Source organism: Anaeromicrobium sediminis, assembly GCF_002270055.1.
GTDB lineage: Bacteria > Bacillota > Clostridia > Peptostreptococcales > Thermotaleaceae > Anaeromicrobium > Anaeromicrobium sediminis.
This window is the reverse complement of record NZ_NIBG01000001.1, coordinates 40,506-63,276: the sequence shown is the minus strand read 5'-3', so window position 1 is coordinate 63,276 and position 22,771 is coordinate 40,506. Positions and strand designations below refer to the sequence as shown.

Here is a 22,771-nt window from a genome sequence, read left to right as displayed (position 1 = left end):
TACATTATACCCTATTTTTACAGTCTGTTAACCATAAATATACCTTTAATTCATTATAAATTATATAAAAGAAAAGGGCAACCAAAATGGTCACCCTATTATTTATTCTACTGCAGATTCTATATGTAATTCTTCTAATTGCTTAACTTCAACATAAGTTGGAGCTTCTGTCATTGGAGAAGAGGCATTTTGAGTCTTAGGGAATGCTATTACTTCACGAATACTGTCATTACCAGTAAGTAACATTACTAATCTATCTAATCCATATGCAATACCTCCATGAGGTGGTGTTCCATATTTAAATGCTTCCAGTAAGAATCCAAATTTTTCCCACGCTTGCTCTTCACTAAATCCTAATGCCTTAAACATTTTTTGTTGAAGTTCAGAACTATGGATTCTTATACTTCCTCCTCCAATTTCTACTCCATTTAATACAATATCGTAAGCCTTAGCTCTAACTTTATGAGGCTCTGTTTCAAGTAAATGTATGTCTTCATCCATTGGACATGTGAAAGGATGGTGTTTAGCCACATATCTATCTTCTTCCTTATCATACTCAAATAAAGGAAATTCCGTTACCCATAACAATTTATATTCATCTTTATTTAAAATGTCTAGTCTCTTAGCTATCTCTACCCTTAAGTGACCTAATGAATCATATACCACATCTGATTCGTCTGCCACAATTAATATTAGATCCCCTGCTTTAGCAGAAAAACGTTCAACTATCTTATTTAATTCATCTTCACTTAAGAATTTAGCAATTGGAGAGTTTACTCCTTCTTCTGTAATCTTTATCCACGCAAGACCCTTTGCTCCATAAGTTTTAGCAAAATCCTCTAGTTTAGAAATATTTTTTCTGCTAAAGCTATCTCCATATCCATCTATATTAATACCTCTAACATCGCCACCCTTCTTAACGGTGCCACTAAATACTTTAAACTCAGAGTTCTCTACTATGTCATTTAAACATTTTAATTCGAATCCAAATCTCGTATCTGGCTTATCAGAACCAAATCTTTCCATTGCCTCCTTATAAGGCATTCTTTCAATAGGTAAATTAATATTTACATCTAAAGTTTCTTTAAATATTTTATTAATTAATTCTTCATTAATAGATAATACATTGTCTATGTCTACAAAGGACATTTCCACATCTATTTGAGTAAATTCCGGTTGTCTATCTGCTCTTAAATCCTCATCTCTAAAACACTTTACTATTTGGAAATATCTGTCCATTCCTGATACCATTAATAATTGTTTAAATAATTGTGGGGACTGAGGTAGGGCATAGAACTTCCCTGGATTAACTCTACTAGGTACTAAATAGTCTCTAGCTCCCTCTGGAGTTGGCTTAGTTAACATTGGAGTTTCAACTTCCACAAATCCATTTTCATCAAAGAAATCCCTAACTATTTTAGTAATCTTATGTCTAAAGATTAAATTCTTTTGCATTTTAGGTTTTCTTAAATCTAAATATCTATATTTTAACCTTAAATTTTCAGAAACTTCATCCTCATCTTCTATATAAATTGGAGGAGTTTGAGCTTGTGAAAATATCTTTAATTCTTCCACAAAAATTTCGATTTCTCCAGTTGGCATATTAGGATTTACAGATTGTCTTTTTCTAACAATACCTCTAATACCTATTACAAATTCACTTCTTATTTCTTCTGCCCTATTAAAGGCTTCTTCAGACACATCCTTGTCAAATATTACCTGACATATACCTGTCCTATCCCTTAGATCTACAAATACAAGACCACCTAAATTCCTTCTCTTTTGAACCCATCCCATTAAAGTAACCTCTTGTCCTATATTGTCTGTAGTAAGGTTACCACACATATTATTTCTCTTCATGTTTCCTATTACATCAGCCATAACTTTACCTCCTATTTACATATATTTTTTATCTCTTGTCCTATATTGTCAATTGAAATCTCTGTTTGATCACCAGTTTCCATATTTTTTAGGGTTACAACACCCTTTTCTATTTCGTTTTCTCCAATTACAATACAAAATCTTGCATTTCTCTTATTTGCATATTTAAATTGTGCCTTCATACTTCTCTCTAAATAGTCCTTGTCTGCAGAAAGGTTCTCTTCTCTTATACTTTTTAGTATTTTAACAGATTCCCTATTACTTTTCTCACCTAGACTCACTATAAACACATCTAACTTATCTGGCTTTGGTATTTCAATATTATTATTTTCAAGGGTTAATAAAAGTCTCTCAATTCCCATTCCAAATCCAATGCCCGGCATGGATGGGCCGCCTAATTGTTCAATAAGACCATCATATCTCCCTCCTCCGCATACGGTACTTTGGGAACCAATTTCATTTGATATTATTTCAAAGGCAGTTTTTGTGTAATAATCCAATCCTCTAACAATTTTAGGATCTACTATAAATCCTATATCCATCAGATTTAAACTTTCCTTTAATTGATTAAAATCATTACTACACTCTTCACATAAATGGTCTATCATAAGTGGTATATCACTTACTTCTTCCTTACATTTTTCATTTTTGCAATCTATTATTCTCATTGGATTTCTTTCATATCTATCATTGCAAGTATTGCACAATTTTTCAACTTTAGTAGATAAATATTTCTTTAATACTTCATTATAGTCACTTCTACATTTTTTACATCCAACACTGTTTATTCTAAGTTCTAGGTTTTTAATATGTAGTCTACTAAAAAAGTCCATGGCAACCCCAATTATCTCTGCATCAATTTGAGGATTAGTAGTTCCAAATACTTCTATACCAAATTGGTGAAATGCTCTTAGTCTCCCAGCCTGTGGTCTTTCATATCTGAAGCATGGAGTTGCGTAATACAATTTTGTTGGTTGAGCATCTGCATATAATTTATGTTCAATAAAAGCTCTCACAACAGGGGCTGTTCCCTCTGGTTTTAATGTTATATCCCTTCCTCCATTATCTTCAAAGGAATACATTTCCTTTTGTACTATATCTGTAGTTTCCCCTACTCCCCTTTTAAATAGCTCTGTATGCTCAAATATGGGAGTTCTAATTTCATTGTATCCAAAATTTTTACAAGTTTCTCTAAATGTATCCTCAAGGTAGTGCCATTTATACACATCTTTAGGTAGAACATCTTTAGTACCTCTTGGCGCTTTCATTTTTATCCTCCTTTATAAACATAGTCCATTAGATTAATATAAAGTCTGTATTTTCTCTACTACTTTATGGAAAATCTAGTTATTTAATAATTTTTTCAAATAAAAAAACTCCCCTATCCCATATATAAATATATAAAGGGACGAGAAGTTTAATCCCGCGGTGCCACCCTTAATTGAATTCCTCCACTTAAATTCGTTAACGCCGAATTACGCATTATCCTACTTTATTCAAACAATGTGCTCCAAAGTGTCTTTAGTATAACCTTTTATTATTGAGCTTTCACCTTCCTCAACTCGCTGTAAATAGTATTATACCTACTAATCTTTATCTAAGCATTTAAACTTTTAAATTCATTATATATAATAAAAATAAATTATGTCAATATTATTTCATATTATTTCCTAATAATTCTTTTTTCTTTCTTTCTACCATTTCTTTTGTTCTATCTATGTAATGATCTAAACTAGTTACATTAGGCACCCTTTCAAGTCTATTTTCATCAGGATAATAGACCTTTGATATGGCTCCAGCCCCTAATGCAATTATGGTTTGTTTCTCTTCTATAATTTCAATATTGTAAATACATTCATGACCGACCTTAGCATATCCTATGTTTTCTAAGTTTCCCACCATATACTTTTGTCTATACATATAATAGGGAGACATGGTCATTTCTTTACAATATTTATTAGCCATTTCTATCATTTTCTCAGCGCTATTTTCATGACAAAGTTTATATTTTTCTTTATTTGCTTTTAAAATTGAACTCTTTTTAATGGCTAAAGTGTGGACAGTTATATTTTCAGGATCTAATTTAATTATTTCCTTCATTGTATTCTCAAATTCATCTATACCTTCATTAGGCAATCCTATTATTAAATCCATATTTATTGTTTTAAAGCCAATTTGCCTTGCCAATTCATATGTATTCTTTATATCCTCTACAGTATGATTTCTTCCAATTAGTTTTAGTGTGGAATCATTCATAGTTTGAGGGTTTATACTAATTCTTTCTATACCATGATTTTTAATTGTTTTTAACTTTTCCATTGTTATAGTGTCTGGTCTTCCTGCTTCCACTGTAAACTCTCTTACTTCACTTAAATCTAAATTTTCCTTAATAGTCACAAATAATTTTTCTAATTGATCATTAGTAAGAGAAGTTGGTGTACCTCCGCCTATGTATATGGTATCTATTCTCTTATTAGCTTCCTTTAGCATCATAGATACTTCTTTTATCTCATAGGCTAAGCTTTCTATATAGGCTTCTCTTTTATCATTCTTTTCACATATACTATTAGATGGAAAAGAACAATATAAACATTTTGTAGGACAAAATGGTATGCCTATATATATACTCACATAATCCTTTTTATTTTTCATTAGATTTTTTTCAATGTTAACTATATTAATTAGTAATTGAATTTTTTCTTCACTTAATCTATATTGGATTTTTAGTATATTTTTAATTTCTTCCTCAGTACAACCATCACTCATAAGTTCATATACTATTTTAGTAGGACGTATTCCTGTCAATATTCCCCACTTAGGTCTTCTTTTCGTATATTGGGCTAATAATTCAAATAAAGTCAATTTCAACTTTTGTTTAACTAGTTTTCTCTCTCTTAAAGGTTCTCTATCTTCTACTTTAAATTCTTCTTCTATTTCCATTATTAATTCTTCTTTATTGTAAAGACTAGATTTTGAAATTTTTTTTTCATTTTCATAATATAGTTTATTTATAATTCCTAATTTGCCATTGGGGATTTTATCTGTAAATTGAAATTCATTAACATTATAAAATACCTTAATTAATTCGCCAATTTCATATTCATAATCATGGCCTTCTAATTTCACATGTATCATCAATAAACTCCTAACTAAAGCTCCTTATGAATTTCATTTTTAAGCTTCATTACATCTCCTTGGGTAACTCCTAATTCATGAGCTATTTCCTCATCATTCATACCATAGTCCACCATATCCATAAAATCATGAAAATTTATGTCCATGATATTCCCACTTTTGTATTTAGATGTTTTTCTCTTATTCATAGTTAACCCTCCTAAATTTTATGATAGTAATATTCTTAACATAAAATTTGGAGGATATGCATTGTTACTTCACAAATGGGTTTGTAGCTTTTTCTATTCCAATAGTTGATGCAGGTCCATGTCCTGGTAATACCTTTATGTTTTCATCTAATATTATAAGCTTTTCCTTTATGGACTTTATAATATCTTCAAAGGATCCACCTTCTAAATCTGTTCTTCCTATGGAATTGGCAAATAATGTATCACCTGAGAACAACATATTTTCTACTAATATACAGCTACTTCCCTTTGTATGTCCCGGCGTATGGATTAAAAGTACCTCTAGGTTACCTAATTTAATAGTTTGTCCATCTTCAAAGGTTTCATCACTATTAAATTCAATATTAGGTCCACTCATATGTGCAGATAAATTGTAATTTGCATTTTTAAGCATATACTCATCATCTTTATGAATTAATACTTTTAAATTAAATTTACTTCTTAATTCTTCTACTGCTCCAATATGATCTGCATGTCCATGAGTTAGTATTATATACTTAGGTATAAAATCATTTTCTTTAATATAATTAAATATATCATTTGCACTTCCTGCAGGATCAATAATTGCACATTCATAGGTTTCTTCACAGGTTAATATATAGCAATTTGTAGCATATATTCCTGCTGGTATTCTTTCAATTATCATCTAATCACTCCTAGAACTTTTTATGACTATCAACTAATATGGTAACAGGACCATCATTACATAAATTAACATGCATATGAGTTTGAAATTTTCCTGTTTCTACTTTTATACCTTCGTCTCTGCACTTTGCAACAAATTCCTCATATAATTCATTTGCCTTTTCAGGCTTTGCAGCTTCAATAAAACTAGGTCGTCTTCCCTTTCTACAGTCACCTAAAAGAGTAAATTGAGAAACTACCATTAATTCACCACTTACATCTTTTAATGATAAATTCATTTTTTCGTTTTCATCTTCAAATATTCTAAGGTTTAATACTTTATCAACCATATATTGTAAATCCTTTGAATTATCAGTTTCTTCTACTCCAAGTAATACTAATAGACCCTTTTCTATAGATCCTATCCGTTCATGGTCTACATCTACACTAGCACTACTTACCCTTTGTACTACTGCACGCATAATACCCCTCCTATTATGAATTCACACGTTTGACTTCTATTACTCCATCCATACTTCTTATTTTGTTAATTAATTTATCTAATTGTGCTACATTATTAATTTCTATAGTTAAGTTTACTATGGCAACTTTGTCCTTTGTACTTCTGGCATTAATTGCAGTTACAATCAAATTAATGTCTGCCAATACACTTGTAACTTCTGATAAAAGACCCTTTCTATCTGCAGATATAATTTGTATTTCTGTTTGATATGACTTTTGTCTATCTTCAATCCATTCCACTTCTATAAATCTATCTAAGTCTTCATTTCCATTAGTTATATTTATACAATCTTCCCTATGTATAGATACTCCTCTTCCTCTTGTTATAAAACCTACAATTTCATCTCCAGGAACAGGACTACAGCACTTAGAAAACCTTACTAAAATACTATCTATTCCCTTTACACGAATACCTTGGGTACTTCTTTTATCATATCTTCTTTTAGGTTGCTTATTAATATTTTCGACTATTTCTTCGTTAGACTTTTCTTCTGTGTTGTTTTCCTTATACTTTTCCTTTAATTTTGGTACTACTTGGCTAAGCAATATTCCCCCATATCCTATGGCAGCATATAAATCTTCAATAGAATGTAAACTCAATTTTTTAACTAAACTATTTAACCATTTTGTCCTTAAAAGTTCTTGAGGCTCATGTCCATGTCTCTTAATTTCCTTCTCCAACATGTCTTTACCTTTTATGGTATTTTCCTCTTTACGTTCCTTTTTAAACCATTGTTTTATTTTGTTCTTTGCTTGAGTACTTTTAACAAATTTCAACCAGTCTCTGCTTGGTCCATTAGAATTTTTTGATGTAAGAACTTGTACTATATTCCCATTTTTAAGTTTATAGTCAATAGGTACTATCCTACCATCTATTTTAGCTCCTATACAACTATTACCTATAGCAGAGTGAATTTTATATGCAAAGTCAATAGGTGTTGATCCTGCTGGTAAATCAATTACATCTCCCTTAGGAGTGAATACAAATACCTCGTTAGTAAAGAGATCAATTTTTAAAGATTCCATAAACTCCTTAGGGTCATTCATATCCCTTTGCCATTCTAATAATTGTCTTAACCATCTTAATTTATCATCATTAGATGCATCTACAGACTGGCTTTCTTTATATTTCCAATGGGCAGCAATACCATATTCTGCTATTCTATGCATTTCCCAGGTTCTTATTTGAATTTCTAGTGGTTCTCCATCAGGGCCTATAACCGTAGTATGTAGAGATTGATACATATTAGGCTTAGGCATTGCTATATAATCTTTAAACCTTCCTGGGATTGGCTTCCACATAGTATGAACAATCCCTAAGACTCCATAACAATCTCTCACCTTATCTACTAATACTCTTATGGCCGTCAAATCAAAAATCTCTTCAAATATTTTATGCCTATATACCATTTTTCTATATATAGAATAAAAATGCTTAGATCTACCACTTATTTCATATTGAAAATCTAAATTTTTTGATAGGTTAGTATCTAATTGATCTATTACTTGATTAATATAAGCTTCTCTCTCTCTCTTCTTTTTAGAAACTTTCTCAACTAAATCGTAATATCCCTCTGGATCTAAATATCTAAGTGATAAATCTTCTAATTCAGATTTTATTTTAGATATACCTAATCTATGGGCTATGGCAGCATAAATCTCTAAGGTCTCTTTAGCCTTCTCCTTCTTCTTATTCTCGTTCATATATTTTAATGTTCGCATATTATGAAGTCTGTCGGCTAATTTAATAATTATTACTCTTATATCCTTCGCCATGGCCAAAAACATTTTTCTAAGGCTCTCTGCTTGTCTTTCCTCTTTTGTTTCATATGTAAATCTGCCTAACTTTGTAACACCTTCTACTAAAATAGCTATTTCTTCACCAAACTCATCCTTTATCTGATCATAAGTATATTTAGTATCCTCAATAACATCATGCATAAGCCCTGCCACAATTGTAGCATCATCCATATGCAACTCAGCAAGTATTTTGGCCACCTCAACAGGATGAATAAAATACTTTTCGCCGGATTTTCTAACTTGACCCTCATGAGCTGCTTCTGAAAAATTATAGGCCTTTATAATTAATCGCCTGTCACAAAGTGAATTATATTGTTGTATTTGTGCTAACAATTTTTCTATCATATCATCACCCTTAAGTTATACCTATCTTTAACATAGAGAATATAGAATTAGTGGTGGTAAAATTCCACCACTAATATTGAATTAATGATTTAACGTCATAATCACTTAAGTGTTTTCTACCATTTAAGTGACATAACTCAATTAAGCATAGTACTCCTACCACTTCTCCACCTAATTCTTCTATTAATTTAATAGTTGAAAGTAATGTACCACCCGTAGCTAATAAATCGTCTGCTATAACAACCTTTTGTCCCTTTTGTATAGCATCTTTATGTATTTCTAATGAATCACTTCCGTATTCTAAATCATATTCATATTTAACAGTTTCACCTGGTAATTTCCCTGGTTTCCTTACTGGAACAAATCCCTTTTTAGTAGCATATGAAAGGGGTGTCCCTATAATAAACCCTCTTGATTCTGGTCCCACTATTAAATCAAATTCTTTACCATCTAATTCTTCTACAAATTTATCTATAGTATATCTAAAACTCTCTCCATCTTTTAAAAGAGTAGTTATATCTTTGAAACTAATTCCTTCTTGTGGAAAATTTTCAATTACCCTTATCTTATCTTTTAAATTCATATTTTTCCTCCCTAAATATACTTCTTTTAATATTGTGTATAATTCATTATAAAATATATGTTTTCTTCATTCAATACTATCCTTGAGAATAAATATTTATATAACTGAGAAAATGGTGATAATTTATATTAATCACCACTTTCAATCTAGTTAGTTATAATTTATCTGCCACCATAACCTTTTTTTCTAACTTCATAATTTTTCCACATTACCCATATAGGACTGGCAATAAATATGGATGAATAAGTTCCCACTCCTACTCCTAATACTAGGGGTAATGCAAATTCCTTTATAGATTCCACTCCTAGGATATACAAGAAAGTTATAGTCATTAAGGTAGTTACAGAAGTATTTATTGATCTAACAATTGTTTGACTAATACTTTCATTTACTAATAATCCATAGTTTTTCTTCTTTAAGAATCTAATATTTTCACGTATTCTATCAAACACAACTATTGTATCGTTTATAGAATAACCAACTATTGTCAACATAGCTGCAACAAAGGAATTGTTAATAGGTATTTTAAATATGGCAAATAATGCTAATACCACTAGAATATCGTGTATTAATGTTAATATGGCTGCCACACCAAATTTAAATTCAAACCTAAAACTAATATATATAAGCATTAATACGGATGCAATTAAAATAGACTGGATAGCCTTTGACTGAATTTCTTTACCTATACTTGGTCCAAATTGCTCTGCTTGCCTGAAGTCTTCATCCTTTAAATTATAAGTTTCCTTTATCTTATTAAATACTTCTTGTCTACTTTCACTATTTAAATCTTTCTTAGTCTTTAAAATTATTTCTTCTTTATTAGTACCTGCATGGATCACATCTGCATCTAATTCAAATTCTTTTATAGTATCTTTTATTTCATCTACTGGTACTGTTTTTCCCATATGTATCTGCATCATAGTTCCACCAGTAAAGTCAATTCCTAAATTAAATCCACTTATCATTCCCATTATTAAACCTAATACAATAATGGCAGTAGAAAGTCCAAACCAAACTTTTGATTTTTCAATAACTTTCATTTATCTCTCGCTCCTTTCTATGCCCCATAAAATTTAGGATTATTTAATCCTTTAGAATTGGCCGCAATATTTAGTACTAGTCTTGTTACGCCTAAAGCAGTAATCATACTTGCCACTATACCTAGCATTAAAGTTACTGCAAATCCCTTAATTGGGCCTGAACCAAATTGATACAATACAACACCTGCTATTAGTGTAGTAATGTTTGAGTCTAATATGGTTTTAAAGGCTCTTGAGAAACCAGATGAAATAGCTGCTCTAATACTTTTGCCATTTCTTATTTCTTCTTTAATTCTTTCAAATATAATTACATTCGCATCTACGGCCATACCTATAGAAAGTATCAATCCAGCAATTCCTGGTAATGTTAAGACCGCATTAAATCCTATTAGTGACCATAATACTACTAATATGTATATAACTAAAGCTAAATTAGCTATTAGACCTGGTAATCTGTATACAATTAACATGAATATAAATACGCCTATTATACCAAACAAAGCTGCTTTTACACTTTGATTAAGAGAATCTAATCCTAAAGTGGGTCCTATTACTGATGATTGAACTTCTTTTAACTCCACAGGCAATGCTCCACCTCTAATTAAGGCTGCTAAATTAGCTGCTTCTTCCCTTGTAAAATCACCTTCTATAATGGCCTTTCCATTTGGAATTTCACTATTAACCCTTGGTGCAGATATGACAGCATTATCTAATACTATTATGATCGGATCCTTATTAATAGCTGCCTCTTTTGTAGCTTCCCTAAATTTTTCTGTCCCTTCAGATTTAAACTCTAAAGAAACTACAGGTAAATTTCCCTTATCAGTTTGGAACATTAATTCTGCATTTTTCACATCATTTCCTGTTAGTATTACTTTACCTTCTTTATCCACAAATTGTAATTGTGCTGTTTTACCTATAGCTTTAATTGCCTCATTAGAATCAGAAACTCCAGGAAGCTCTACTCTAATTCGCTTGTCCCCTTCTCTATTCACATTAGGTTGAGTAAGTCCCATTGCATCAATTCTACGTTCTAGTACTTCTTTAGTTTGATTCATAATTTTATCTAAATCATTTCCAGTAGCATCCGTTTCTGCCTCAAGTACCACATATACTCCACCTTTTAAGTCTAATCCTAATTGCATCATATCCTTAATAGGTTTTATTTTTACATTTCCAACTTCAAGTCCCTTAAAACCAGCTACTGCTCCCGTTACTGTTAAACATATAAGTAATATAAGTATAACGGCATTTTTTAAGTTCATATTTTGTCCTCCTAACGCTCCCTATTTTTTATTTATCAGCTTTTTTATGCCTATTAGCTAAATTAATATAATCTTGCGCTGACTTTCTTATTCTTTCTATGTCTTCCTGTGTTAGTTCTCTAACTACCTTTGCAGGAGATCCCATAACTAATGTATTAGACGGAATTTCCTTTCCTGGTGGAATTAATGTTCCTGCTCCTACTATTACATTGTCTCCTATTTTAGCTCCATTTAAAATTATTGCGCCCATACCAACCAGCACATTATTTCCAACTGTACAAGCATGTACTATGGCTCCATGGCCTACTGTAACATCTTTCCCTATTCGAGTTTCATATTCACTTGATATATGAATAGTAGAATTATCCTGTATATTAGTATTTTCTCCAATAGTTACATAATTATCATCAGCCCTAATAACGGTACCATACCATATGTTTACATTTTTCCCAAGTATAACTTTTCCTATAATTGTAGCATTACTGGATACATAACAGCTTTCATGGATATTTGGCTCATGTCCTTCATAGGGTATTATCATTTCATGTTCCTCCTATTCTGATAGATTAGCATGTATTGCTAATGCACATTCAATCCTTTTCTTTTCCATCTCACATCCCATATCGTAAGGCTCATTTATGTCGTTATTAAAATTAAATGCATTGGCATGACAACCGCCACTACAATAGAACTTTGCCCAGCAATCGTTACATTTCTCTTTGTTATATACATGGGCATTTTTAAATACATGTCCTAAATCTTCATTTACGTTTTTTGTAAATACATCTCCCATCTTAAACTTTTCATTGCCTACAAATTGATGACATGGATATATATCTCCTTCTGGAGTAACTGCAAGATATTCTGATCCTGCTCCACATCCAGATAACCTTTTTATAACACAAGGACCTTGATTTAAATCTATCATAAAGTGGAAAAAGTTGAAGCCTTTCCCATCATTTATTCTTTTAACGTATTCATCTGCCAATGTCTCATATTCTTCAAATATAGTATCTAAGTCCTCTTCTCTAATGGCATAGTTGTTTTCTTCACTATCAACTACAGGCTCTACAGATGTTTGTTCAAAACCTAAATCTGCAAGATGTAGTACATCTTTAGAAAAATCTAAGTTTTCTCTTGTAAAGGTGCCCCTTACATAATAGTTTTTATTACCTCTCATGTCGGCAAACTTTTTAAATTTAGGAACTATAATATCATAAGTTCCATTACCATTTATAGTGTATCTCATATTATCATTAACATCTTTTCTACCATCTATGCTTAAAACCACATTGTCCATATGTTCATTTATATATTCCATTTTTTCATCATCAAGTAATACACCATTTGTAGTTATGGTGAATCTGAATTTTTTATTAAATTCCTTTTCTCTCTTTCTTCCATATTCAACAAGATTCTTTACCACCTCAAAGTTCATAAGAGGTTCCCCACCAAAGAAATCCACTTCCAGATTCCTTCTGTTTCCCGATTTCTCTATTAGTAAATCAAGGGCTTTCTTTCCTACTTCCTCACTCATTAATAATCTATTTCCCTTAAAATCACCTTGAGAAGCAAAACAATATTTGCATCTTATATTGCAATCATGGGCTACGTGAAGACAGAGAGCTTTAACTACAGGTTTTCTATTTATAAAAGTAGGATGATCAGAATAATTATCTTCTGAATAAATAAGTCCTTCTTTTTCTAATAAATGAAGTTCCTCTATGGCTTCCTTTAAATCCGCTACAGGATATTTATCCTTAAGCTTGTCCATAATCATATCATCACTATTTTCCTTATACCAATCTAGTATGTCATATATGATTTTATCAACCACATGAACAGCTCCACTATTCACATCTAAAACCATTTTTGTGTCTTTATGCTGAAACTTATGTATCATTAAATAAACCTCCTAATATTATGTATCTAATTGGTATGGTTGTTCATATTAGTGGCTAATTCTCTAGAATTTTATAGACTACATATTAACTAACCATTACTAACTAAGATCTATATATAACTCCCTAAGGGCATATTATTTATATAAAGTATTTAAAAAACAGTAATATTGTCATATTACTGTTTTTCTAGTATGTACTATCTATTTTCACACTCTTGGTTTGCAACAGTACATGAAGTTTTACATGCCGATTGACAAGATGTTTGACATTCGCCACATCCACCTTTGTGAGCGCTATCCTTTAAAGTAGCTTTACTTAAAGTTTTAATGTGCTTCATTTTAATATTCCTCCCTTAAAAGACTTTCCACTAAATTATAACACAAAGATAAGTTATGTCAAAGTTATTTGTTTAAATTCACCCCTATCATACCTCCTATGCTAGAGGAAGCTAAGGCCATAATACTCTTGTATAATATGGAAATACTTAATTTAAATTCCTTCATAAATACCCAACTTAGGAATAAAATTACTAACATATATATAATCCCTGCAATTATACCATTTAACCAGCCTTTCTTTTTTCTTTTTCCAGCCACGTACATACCATTTATCATGGCCGTTATCAATAAGCTTATAGTAGCTGCTATAGGAATTATACTTTCTGATACACTAGTATATGTAATTAACAAGGCAAGAAGTACAAACATTATTAGCATTAACATACAAGCCATAAAAATTCCTTTTACATAAGTCCAAAAGAATTTTTCCCTACCAGTTTTAATTTTATTTTTATATGACATAGTAACACCTCCACTAATTACTTATACATATGTATTCAAATAGTAGGCTAATTATTACTATGCAATTATGCATAAAAAAATAAAAGTCAATTTTTTCAAATTGACTTTTATATCTTACACTTCTAAAGTTACCTTAATTCCTAATGCTCCTTTATTTTCCTCTATAATTGGAGATACATCAGTTTTTATAAATTCTTCTACTTGATCTTTGGATCTTCCTATGTACAGTTTTGGATCCATTAATTTATCAATATCTTTCTTTGATAAACCAAACTCTTCATCATTAGCAATCATCTCTAAAAGATTATTTTTATTTCCCTTTTGTTTTACTTCCTTAGCTGCTTCCATGGAATATTCTCTTATTTTTTCATGAAGTTCTTGTCTATCTCCACCTCTTTTTACTGATTCCATTATAATATTTTCCGTTGTCATAAAAGGTAGCTCTTCCATAATATGTTTCATTATAACCTTATCATTTACCACCATACCCTGGCTAATATTAATACATATTTTTAAAATAGCATCCGTGGCTAAAAAACTTTGTGGTATACTAATTCTCCTATTGGCAGAATCATCTAAAGTTCTCTCAAACCATTGTGTAGAACTAGTCATGGCCGTATTTCCTAAACTAGACATTACATATCTTGCTAAGGACGCAACCCTTTCACTTCTCATAGGATTTCTTTTATATGCCATAGCAGACGAACCTATTTGCTTTTTTTCAAATGGTTCTTCTACTTCTTTTAAATGTTGCAGTAATCTTATATCATTAGTCATTTTATGTACCGATTGTGCGATTCCACTTAATACAGATAAAACTTTATAATCAAGTTTTCTGCTATATGTCTGTCCAGTAACAGGAAATACTCTGTCAAATCCCATTTTCTTGGCTACTGATTTATCTAAGCTTTCTACTTTCTTATGGTCATTGTTAAATAAATTTAAATAACTTGCTTGAGTACCTGTGGTACCTTTTACACCTCTAAATCTCAAACTATCAATAGTATAAACTAAATCTTCATAATCCATTATTAGTTCCATAATCCATAAGGTAGCCCTTTTCCCCACTGTAGTTAATTGGGCTGGTTGAAAATGAGTAAATCCAAGTGTAGGAATCTCTCTATATTCAAATGCAAACTTACTCAATTCATTTATTAAATTCACAAGTTTATTCTTAATTAGCATTAAAGCCTTTCTAATAACTATCACATCTGTATTGTCTCCCACATAAGCACTAGTAGCCCCTAGATGAATAATTGGCTTAGCATTTGGACATTGTACTCCAAACGCATATACATGAGACATAACATCATGTCTAGTCTCCTTTTCTCTTTGTTTTGCCACATCGTAATTTATGTTTTCACAAAATTCCTTCATTTCTTCAATTTGTTCCTCTGTAATGTTTAGTCCCAGTTCTCTTTGTGACTCTGCTAATGCTATCCATAATTTTCTCCACGTACTAAACTTTTCATCATTTGAAAAAGTCTCAGCCATCTCTTTGCTTGCATATCTACTGATTAAAGGATTCTCATATAAATTTGACAATTTCTTGTACTCCTCTCAATTAAAAACTTTTTACTCTATCAATTATACTATATATTTTTTATTTTTCTAGAGTTTTTCTTAACATTTTTTCTATTTCTTCTTTTTTTATATGTATTTCCCCCAAATGGGGTTTACAGTTATAGGCTGGCTCATGAAAGTCAGTCCCTCCTGTTATGAACTTTTCATTTTCTTTTGCTATCTTTAGTAATTGTTCGCATTTTTCTTCTGTATGTTTAGTATGATAAACTTCTACCCCATCAATGTCCAAATTTAAAATATCCAATAGATCTATATGCTCTTTTAATAGACCAGGATGGGCTAACACTGCAATACCTCCTGCTCCCTTAATATAGCCAACGGCCTCTTTAATGGATATTTTATATCGTTCCACATAAGCCACTTTATTTCTTCCAATCCATTTATGAAAGGCCTCTTCTATATCCTTTACATATCCCTTTTTCACCATAATCCTAGCAATATGGGGTCTTCCAATTGACTCGACATGACCCATTTTGCTAATATCATCTTCAGTTATATCAATACCTTCAGTTCTTAATTTTTCTATTATTTTTGTTGCCCTATTTTTTCTTGCATCCTTTATTTTTCTACAGATTCTATTTAATTCTTCATTTTCATAATCTATAAAGTAGCCTAGTATATGTACTTCAGAATCTTTATACAAGCAACTAAACTCAATCCCAGGAATCAACAAAAAATCAGTATTATCTTTTAGAAATTCAAAGGCCTCTTTTATTCCTTCTACCGTATCATGATCAGTTATGGCAATTCCTGCAAGATTTAATCTTAAAGCCCATTCTATTATTTCTTTGGGAGTAAAAACTCCATCTGATGCAGTAGTATGTACATGCATATCTATTTTTTCCATTTTATCACCTTCTCGCTTAATTATTATTACCTTAATTTTTTTTTTTATTATTCTACCTATTCCTCAAATGAAAAAAACCTGCTTAAAAGCAGGTTTATCCATAATCATACTAAACTATCTCGGTTCAACAATTAATTTAATAGCTGTTCTTTCTTCCCCGTCAATCATTATATCAGTAAATGCAGGGATGCATATCAAGTCTACACCACTTGGAGCGACAAAACCTCTAGCAATTGCTACAGCTTTTACTGCTTGATTTAGAGCCCCTGCACCTATAGCCTGAATTTCAGCGCCTCCGCACTCTCTTAAAACTCCTGCTAGTGCTCCTGCAACAGAATTTGGACTTGATTTTGCTGATACTTTTAATACTTCCATGATTACGCCCCCCTAAAGTTTTGATTTTGGTTTTTTTTAACATTTGTTCTCTATATATATTCTACGTTCTGGGTTCAATTCCTTCTTTTTTATAAATAATATTAAAAAATTCAAAAGAATTTTTATTTATAAAAAAACTGTTGAACCCATGGCAATTGGGGATATTGAACTTTAAATGACAAAACAAGAATATTAAAAAAGGAAACCTAGAAAGGTTTCCTTTTTTTATGTTATTTAGCATATTCTATAGCTCTAGTTTCTCTTATTACATTCACCTTAATTTGTCCTGGATATTCTAATTCACTTTCGATTTTTTTAGTAATTTCTCTCGCTAAGTAAATTATGTCTCCATCATTCATTTCATCTGGCTTAACCATAATTCTAATCTCTCTACCAGCTTGAATAGCAAATGATTTTTCAACACCACCACAATCATTAGCTATCTCTTCTAATCTTTGCAATCTCTTAATATAAGTTTCTAGTGTTTCTCTTCTTGCTCCAGGTCTTGCTGCTGATATGGCGTCTGCTGCAGTCACTAAAACTGCTTCTATAGTTTGAGGTTCATAATCTCCATGATGTGTAGACATGGCATGAATAACCTCACTAGACTCTTTGTATTTTTTAAGTAAATTCATTCCAATTTCAACATGAGTTCCTTCCACTTCATGGTCTATAGATTTTCCTATATCATGAAGTAGTCCAGCTCTTTTAGCTAGTTTCACGTCAACACCTAGTTCAGCGGCCATTACACCTGCTAAATGAGATACTTCTATAGAATGTTTTAATACATTTTGTCCATAACTAGTTCTGTATTTTAATCTACCTAATAATTTAACTAACTCTGGATGCAAGCTATGTATTCCTGTTTCGAAGGTAGCTTGCTCTCCTTCTTCTTTAATTATTTCATTTACTTCTCTTTTAGCTTTTTCCACCATTTCTTCAATTCTAGCTGGATGTATTCTACCATCTACAATTAATTTTTCAAGGGCTATTCTAGCTATTTCGCGTCGTATTGGGTCAAATCCTGAAAGGATAACTGCTTCTGGAGTATCATCAATAATTAAGTCAATACCAGTTAAAGTTTCAAGGGTTCTAATATTTCTACCCTCTCTACCAATTATTCTACCTTTCATTTCATCATTAGGTAAATTAACCACTGATACTGTAGTTTCTGCCACATGGTCAGCTGCACATTTTTGTATAGAGTAAGCAATGATTTCCTTTGCCTTCTTTTGAGCTTCGTCCTTTGCCTTTTGCTCTATATCCTTAATCATTATAGCAGCTTCATGCTTAACTTCTTTTTCTATTTCATTTAACAACAAATCTTTAGCTTCATTTGATGTTAATCCTGAAATTCTTTCAAGTTCTTCCATTTGTTTTTGAAGCATTTTGCCAACTTCATCTCTCTTAGAATCTGCATCCTTAATCTTTCTGTTTAAGATATCATCTTTCTTTTCTAAGTTATCAGATTTTCTATCTAATGCTTCTTCCTTTTGGACCAATCTTCTTTCTGATCTCTGAAGTTCATTTCTACGTTCTCTACTTTCTCTTTCTAGTTCATTTCTTAACTTGTGAACTTCCTCTTTTGCTTCAAGAAGCATTTCTTTTTTAGAAGTTTCTGCTTTTTTTCTTCCTTCTAATATTATTTCTTCAGATTTTTTCTCTGCATTATTAATTTTTCCTTCAGCGATATTTTTCCTTACTAAATACCCTACGCCTATACCTATCCCAGCAGTTACTGCTGATATTGCTATAATGTATAATTGACTAATATCTCACACCTCCCTTTTGATAAAGAGTCAGATAAAGAATAAAACCGAGAATCCTCGGTTTTTAAATCTTCCACTATTTTATTATTATAGTAAAAATTTAAAATACTAACTAGGTTTCTTCCATAATTATAAACTCCACACACCAATATCTGTTATAATTGTATATCTTTTTTTATATACTGTCAAGCTGAACTTAAGGGCATGTAACCTCTTGCCCCACTTAGAATTACTTATTTACCACGTTACCTATAGCCCATCTAGCTATCCTTAATTTAACCTTGTCAGAGCCAACTTCCATAGTGATATCGTCTTCTTTAATTTTAGATATTTTTCCTTGGATTCCACCAATTGTAACTACATAATCTCCAACTTTTAGATTAGATCTCATGTCCTTTACTTCTTTCTCTCTTTTCTTTTGCGGTCTTATTATAAAGAAGTAGAATATGGCGATAAACACCACTGTCATTATAATAGGTTGCATAAATTGTTGTTGCATTTAATCCTTCCTCCTTTAACTATGGTCTTTAACTTATTTCTACATCCATATGAAAAATCCCTCTATTAATTACAAAGTATATCCATATTTTTGGAAAAATTCTCTTCTATAATCTAATAACCTATCTTCCATGATTGCCTGTCTTATTTCTTTCATTAAGTTTAGCAAGAAATGTAAGTTATGGTAAGTAACTAACCTTGATGCTAGAATCTCACCTGCTTTGAATAAATGTCTAATATATGCTCTTGAATAGCTTTTACATGTATAACAATCACAATTTGGATCAAGTGGCATAAAGTCTTCTGCATATTTGGCATTCTTAATTACAACTCTACCAATTGAAGTCATGGCTGTTCCATTTCTCCCTATTCTAGTAGGATGGACACAGTCAAACATATCTATTCCTCTTATAACTCCTTCAATTAAACAATCAGGGCTTCCAACTCCCATTAAATATCTTGGTTTGTCCTTTGGCATAAGAGGAGTAGTATATTCTAACACTTCATACATTAAGTCCTTTGGTTCACCTACACTAAGTCCTCCCACGGCATATCCTGGCAAATCAAATGAAAGAATTTCATTCAAACTTTGATGTCTTAAATCCTTATACATCCCACCTTGAATTATTCCAAAAAGTGCCTGACGTTCTGGATATTTGTGAGCATCTATACACCTTTTTAACCATCTTGTAGTTCTTTCTAATGAATTTTTCACATATTGTCTATCTGCAGGATATGGAGCACATTCATCAAAAGCCATTATTATGTCTGCTCCCAGTGAATTTTCTATTTCAATAGCCTTCTCTGGACTCAAAAAATGCTTTGATCCATCTATATGAGATCTAAATTCAACTCCCTCTTCAGATATTTTCCTTAAATCCCCTAAACTAAACACCTGAAATCCACCACTATCCGTTAAAATTGGTTTATCCCAATTCATAAATTTGTGAAGACCACCAGCTTTTTCTACTAGCTTATGACCTGGCCTTAAATATAGATGATATGTATTACTTAATATTATTTGTGCTTCAATCTTTTTTAACTCCTCTGGTGTCATGGCCTTTACAGTAGCTTGTGTTCCTACTGGCATAAAAATAGGCGTTTCTATAACTCCATGGGGTGTATGTATTTTCCCAAGCCTTGCTCCACTTTGTTTACATACTTTAATTAATTCGTATTTAATTGCCATTAATTATTCCTCCTAAACTTACTATGACTATATTATAAACATTGCATCTCCAAAACTAAAAAATCTATATTTATTTTTAATAGCTTCTTCATATGCATTTAATGTTCTTTCTCTTCCCATAAAAGCACTTACTAACATTATCAATGTGGACTCTGGCAAATGAAAATTTGTTATTATACCATCCACTACTTTAAATTCATATCCTGGATACATGAAAATGTCAGTCCATCTGCTTTCAGCTTTTACTTTTCCAAGTTCATCTGCTGCACTTTCTAAAGTTCTTGTGGAAGTAGTTCCTACTGATATAACCCTGCCACCCTCTTCTTTAGTTTTGTTTATTATGTCTGCCGCTTCCTTATCTATAATATACAATTCTTCATGCATTTTATGATCGTATATACTATCTGCCTTTACTGGCCTAAAAGTACCAAGTCCCACGTGAAGGGTCACATAAGCAATTTTAACCCCCTTATTCTTAACATCTTCTATTAACTCTTTAGTAAAATGAAGACCTGCAGTAGGTGCTGCTGCCGAACCCTGTTCTTTAGCATATACAGTTTGATATCTTTCCTTTTCATCTAATTTTTCCTTAATGTATGGGGGTAGAGGCATACTTCCTAACTGGTCTAATATTTCTTCAAATATTCCTTTATATACAAACTCTACTATTCTAGACCCTTCTTGTCCTACTTCTAGTATATTTGCCTTTAAAATACCGTCCCCAAACACTATCACATCTCCTGGTTTTGCCTTTTTCCCAGGCTTAACTAGGGTCTCCCATTTATTGCCTTCTATTCTCTTTAGTAATAGAAATTCAACTTTCCCACCAGTATGTTCCTTGGCTCCAAATAATCTTGCAGGTAATACTTTTGTGTTATTTAAGACTAAACAGTCTCCTGCTTTTAAATACTTTATAATATCCTTAAATTGTTTATGATCTATATTACCAGTTTGTCTATCTACCACCATTAATTTAGAAGTATCTCTCTCTTTTATGGGAGTTTGAGCTATTAATTCCTCTGGTAAGTCAAAATAAAAATCACTTTTGTTCATTGTCATGCCCCTTATCTTTCTAGTAGTGTATTTTTATAGTAAAACATTAGTATTTCTTCATAGGAGAATCCTTCTTCTGCCATTTTCTTAGCACCCCATTGGCTCATACCTAATCCATGGCCCCATCCTCTTCCAACAAACAAATAATCTCCTGAAACATTTTGAAAATCAACTTTTCCTTTAGTTTCACCATTGTATATGTATAATTCATCCTTTACTTTCACAGTTTTTTCATCACTTATAACATATACCTTTTCCATATTGACATTTTTAGGATCTTCATAGGGTTGTTGTAAAGCTATTTTATTCATGTCCCCATCATGCTTTATATTAAACCAGGTGCTCTTTATATTATTATAACCAAATACCTTTCTTATTTTATCCTTTTGTAGAATTATTTCATCTTTATCTCCAATAATCTCTAGTTCAGTAACTCTTCCACTTTCTGCTCTAGTCTTTATTTTTATACTTTTCAACTCTCCTACATAATTCTCACCATTATTTAATATATCTTCTATTTCATTCTTTGAATAAACTTTTTCCCAAGAATCATTAGGTGCACCTATGGAGTATGGGTCTTCTACACTCCTTATATATTCTACCTTTGCAGACCATACATTCTCCATATTTTCAGTTTTCCCACCACTATTAGAATGATAATATGCAGAAATAGGTTCCCTATTATAAGTTAGTGTTTGGTCTTTTGTTTCATCTATGGCCCTATTAGATTGGCTATTTTCTACAGAAAAACCACCATAGACTTGACAATGGGTAGTATCACATAAATCAAATCCCAGTCCCCTATGGGAGCCTAATTTTACTAGAGTAAAATTTCTTGCTGCTACAGCCTGAGCCTTTTGTGCTTCCATAGGCCATGATCCAGAAATTTCCTTTGGTAAGACCCCATATAGGTATTCATCAATTTCTAGTTCATTTATTATAGTCAAATCACTATTATAATATCTATCCACTATTATGTTTCCTCTATAGCTTTGACCATTTACTTTTATTATTTTTTCCCCTTTAAAGGAGATTTTATCTTTCTTTACATCATATTTAAGTATTTCATTACCATTTTTATTTGTTACTTTCAAAGTATTTCCAGTATCTTTTTTTAATATGAATATGGAACCTTCATCAATTATATTTCCATCTTTTACAATGGTTATTTTTGAATCTCCTTCTAGCTTAATATTATCAATTTCATTACTGCCAAATATTATTCCCACTTTAACTGTGGCTGGAATTTGAACTTGTCCACTTGCAAAAAAAGTATTCGTTACAATAAAAATTATAATTACACACAAACCCATAAACTTTTTCATGT

At 31.4% G+C, this 22,771-nt stretch carries 22 protein-coding genes and 1 other annotated feature; all 22 genes read right to left on the bottom strand.

Annotated elements, in window-relative coordinates:
* Window positions 1-102 precede the first annotated feature (102 nt).
* The gene (gene aspS, locus CCE28_RS00290; RefSeq protein WP_095129804.1) at window positions 103-1,881 is read right to left on the bottom strand and encodes an aspartate--tRNA ligase; all 1,779 of its coding nucleotides are present in this window, start codon (window positions 1,879-1,881) and stop codon (window positions 103-105) included.
* Window positions 1,882-1,892: 11 nt separating this feature from the next.
* Window positions 1,893-3,149 (bottom strand): histidine--tRNA ligase, encoded by a 1,257-nt coding sequence (gene hisS / locus CCE28_RS00285; protein ID WP_330396790.1) that lies wholly within the window; start codon window positions 3,147-3,149, stop codon window positions 1,893-1,895.
* 133 nt (window positions 3,150-3,282) lie between these two features.
* Window positions 3,283-3,490, bottom strand: a binding site (T-box leader).
* A gap of 44 nt (window positions 3,491-3,534) precedes the next feature.
* Window positions 3,535-5,016 carry a coproporphyrinogen dehydrogenase HemZ gene (gene hemZ, locus CCE28_RS00280; RefSeq protein ID WP_095129800.1) on the bottom strand — a complete coding sequence of 494 codons (1,482 nt, stop codon included), beginning with the start codon at window positions 5,014-5,016 and terminating at the stop codon, window positions 3,535-3,537.
* 14 nt (window positions 5,017-5,030) lie between these two features.
* Window positions 5,031-5,204 (bottom strand): hypothetical protein, encoded by a 174-nt coding sequence (locus CCE28_RS21925; RefSeq protein ID WP_176461568.1) that lies wholly within the window; start codon window positions 5,202-5,204, stop codon window positions 5,031-5,033.
* A 64-nt stretch (window positions 5,205-5,268) separates the two neighbouring features.
* Entirely contained in the window at window positions 5,269-5,889 is a 621-nt protein-coding gene (locus CCE28_RS00275) for an MBL fold metallo-hydrolase (protein ID WP_095129798.1), read from the bottom strand.
* Between the two features lie 10 nt (window positions 5,890-5,899).
* Complete coding sequence (dtd, locus tag CCE28_RS00270) at window positions 5,900-6,349, bottom strand: D-aminoacyl-tRNA deacylase (RefSeq protein ID WP_095129796.1); 450 nt, start codon at window positions 6,347-6,349, stop codon at window positions 5,900-5,902.
* 13 nt (window positions 6,350-6,362) lie between these two features.
* Window positions 6,363-8,534 carry a RelA/SpoT family protein gene (locus CCE28_RS00265; protein ID WP_095129794.1) on the bottom strand — a complete coding sequence of 724 codons (2,172 nt, stop codon included), beginning with the start codon at window positions 8,532-8,534 and terminating at the stop codon, window positions 6,363-6,365.
* Between the two features lie 70 nt (window positions 8,535-8,604).
* A complete protein-coding gene (locus CCE28_RS00260; protein ID WP_095129792.1) occupies window positions 8,605-9,117 on the bottom strand; it encodes an adenine phosphoribosyltransferase in 513 nt (170 codons plus the stop codon).
* 161 nt (window positions 9,118-9,278) lie between these two features.
* Window positions 9,279-10,160, bottom strand: a complete 882-nt coding sequence (secF, locus tag CCE28_RS00255; protein ID WP_095129790.1) for a protein translocase subunit SecF — start codon at window positions 10,158-10,160, stop codon at window positions 9,279-9,281.
* A 17-nt stretch (window positions 10,161-10,177) separates the two neighbouring features.
* On the bottom strand, window positions 10,178-11,425 hold the full coding sequence (gene secD / locus CCE28_RS00250) for a protein translocase subunit SecD (protein WP_095129788.1): 1,248 nt from the start codon (window positions 11,423-11,425) through the stop codon (window positions 10,178-10,180).
* A 28-nt stretch (window positions 11,426-11,453) separates the two neighbouring features.
* On the bottom strand, window positions 11,454-11,966 hold the full coding sequence (locus tag CCE28_RS00245; protein WP_095129786.1) for a gamma carbonic anhydrase family protein: 513 nt from the start codon (window positions 11,964-11,966) through the stop codon (window positions 11,454-11,456).
* A 12-nt stretch (window positions 11,967-11,978) separates the two neighbouring features.
* Complete coding sequence (gene scfB, locus CCE28_RS00240) at window positions 11,979-13,328, bottom strand: thioether cross-link-forming SCIFF peptide maturase (protein WP_095129784.1); 1,350 nt, start codon at window positions 13,326-13,328, stop codon at window positions 11,979-11,981.
* Between the two features lie 197 nt (window positions 13,329-13,525).
* Complete coding sequence (gene scfA, locus CCE28_RS00235) at window positions 13,526-13,672, bottom strand: six-cysteine ranthipeptide SCIFF (protein WP_095129783.1); 147 nt, start codon at window positions 13,670-13,672, stop codon at window positions 13,526-13,528.
* A gap of 58 nt (window positions 13,673-13,730) precedes the next feature.
* Window positions 13,731-14,129: a TIGR04086 family membrane protein gene (locus tag CCE28_RS00230; protein WP_095129781.1), complete on the bottom strand. Its 399-nt coding sequence runs from the start codon at window positions 14,127-14,129 to the stop codon at window positions 13,731-13,733.
* Window positions 14,130-14,243: 114 nt separating this feature from the next.
* Complete coding sequence (gene purB / locus CCE28_RS00225; RefSeq protein WP_095129779.1) at window positions 14,244-15,674, bottom strand: adenylosuccinate lyase; 1,431 nt, start codon at window positions 15,672-15,674, stop codon at window positions 14,244-14,246.
* 58 nt (window positions 15,675-15,732) lie between these two features.
* Entirely contained in the window at window positions 15,733-16,560 is an 828-nt protein-coding gene (locus tag CCE28_RS00220; protein ID WP_095129777.1) for a PHP domain-containing protein, read from the bottom strand.
* 114 nt (window positions 16,561-16,674) lie between these two features.
* Window positions 16,675-16,935, bottom strand: a complete 261-nt coding sequence (gene spoVS, locus CCE28_RS00215; RefSeq protein ID WP_095129775.1) for a stage V sporulation protein SpoVS — start codon at window positions 16,933-16,935, stop codon at window positions 16,675-16,677.
* A gap of 230 nt (window positions 16,936-17,165) precedes the next feature.
* Window positions 17,166-18,707: a ribonuclease Y gene (gene rny / locus CCE28_RS00210; protein ID WP_242972875.1), complete on the bottom strand. Its 1,542-nt coding sequence runs from the start codon at window positions 18,705-18,707 to the stop codon at window positions 17,166-17,168.
* A 226-nt stretch (window positions 18,708-18,933) separates the two neighbouring features.
* On the bottom strand, window positions 18,934-19,203 hold the full coding sequence (yajC, locus tag CCE28_RS00205) for a preprotein translocase subunit YajC (RefSeq protein ID WP_095129772.1): 270 nt from the start codon (window positions 19,201-19,203) through the stop codon (window positions 18,934-18,936).
* A 69-nt stretch (window positions 19,204-19,272) separates the two neighbouring features.
* Entirely contained in the window at window positions 19,273-20,391 is a 1,119-nt protein-coding gene (gene tgt / locus CCE28_RS00200; protein ID WP_095129771.1) for a tRNA guanosine(34) transglycosylase Tgt, read from the bottom strand.
* Between the two features lie 27 nt (window positions 20,392-20,418).
* Window positions 20,419-21,444: a tRNA preQ1(34) S-adenosylmethionine ribosyltransferase-isomerase QueA gene (gene queA / locus CCE28_RS00195; protein WP_095129769.1), complete on the bottom strand. Its 1,026-nt coding sequence runs from the start codon at window positions 21,442-21,444 to the stop codon at window positions 20,419-20,421.
* Window positions 21,445-21,455: 11 nt separating this feature from the next.
* Entirely contained in the window at window positions 21,456-22,769 is a 1,314-nt protein-coding gene (locus tag CCE28_RS00190; protein ID WP_141228291.1) for a SpoIID/LytB domain-containing protein, read from the bottom strand.
* Window positions 22,770-22,771: the final 2 nt, after the last annotated feature.

Bases quoted from the DNA above. Each gene is read 5' to 3' on its own strand.
- aspS (WP_095129804.1), bottom strand. From the start codon at position 1,881: ATGGCTGATGTAATAGGAAACATGAAGAGAAATAATATGTGTGGTAAC.
- hisS (WP_330396790.1), bottom strand. From the start codon at position 3,149: ATGAAAGCGCCAAGAGGTACTAAAGATGTTCTACCTAAAGATGTGTAT.
- hemZ (WP_095129800.1), bottom strand. From the start codon at position 5,016: ATGATACATGTGAAATTAGAAGGCCATGATTATGAATATGAAATTGGC.
- CCE28_RS21925 (WP_176461568.1), bottom strand. From the start codon at position 5,204: ATGAATAAGAGAAAAACATCTAAATACAAAAGTGGGAATATCATGGAC.
- CCE28_RS00275 (WP_095129798.1), bottom strand. From the start codon at position 5,889: ATGATAATTGAAAGAATACCAGCAGGAATATATGCTACAAATTGCTAT.
- dtd (WP_095129796.1), bottom strand. From the start codon at position 6,349: ATGCGTGCAGTAGTACAAAGGGTAAGTAGTGCTAGTGTAGATGTAGAC.
- CCE28_RS00265 (WP_095129794.1), bottom strand. From the start codon at position 8,534: ATGATAGAAAAATTGTTAGCACAAATACAACAATATAATTCACTTTGT.
- CCE28_RS00260 (WP_095129792.1), bottom strand. From the start codon at position 9,117: ATGAATTTAAAAGATAAGATAAGGGTAATTGAAAATTTTCCACAAGAA.
- secF (WP_095129790.1), bottom strand. From the start codon at position 10,160: ATGAAAGTTATTGAAAAATCAAAAGTTTGGTTTGGACTTTCTACTGCC.
- secD (WP_095129788.1), bottom strand. From the start codon at position 11,425: ATGAACTTAAAAAATGCCGTTATACTTATATTACTTATATGTTTAACA.
- CCE28_RS00245 (WP_095129786.1), bottom strand. From the start codon at position 11,966: ATGATAATACCCTATGAAGGACATGAGCCAAATATCCATGAAAGCTGT.
- scfB (WP_095129784.1), bottom strand. From the start codon at position 13,328: ATGATACATAAGTTTCAGCATAAAGACACAAAAATGGTTTTAGATGTG.
- CCE28_RS00230 (WP_095129781.1), bottom strand. From the start codon at position 14,129: ATGTCATATAAAAATAAAATTAAAACTGGTAGGGAAAAATTCTTTTGG.
- CCE28_RS00220 (WP_095129777.1), bottom strand. From the start codon at position 16,560: ATGGAAAAAATAGATATGCATGTACATACTACTGCATCAGATGGAGTT.
- spoVS (WP_095129775.1), bottom strand. From the start codon at position 16,935: ATGGAAGTATTAAAAGTATCAGCAAAATCAAGTCCAAATTCTGTTGCA.
- yajC (WP_095129772.1), bottom strand. From the start codon at position 19,203: ATGCAACAACAATTTATGCAACCTATTATAATGACAGTGGTGTTTATC.
- tgt (WP_095129771.1), bottom strand. From the start codon at position 20,391: ATGGCAATTAAATACGAATTAATTAAAGTATGTAAACAAAGTGGAGCA.
- queA (WP_095129769.1), bottom strand. From the start codon at position 21,444: ATGAACAAAAGTGATTTTTATTTTGACTTACCAGAGGAATTAATAGCT.
- CCE28_RS00190 (WP_141228291.1), bottom strand. From the start codon at position 22,769: ATGAAAAAGTTTATGGGTTTGTGTGTAATTATAATTTTTATTGTAACG.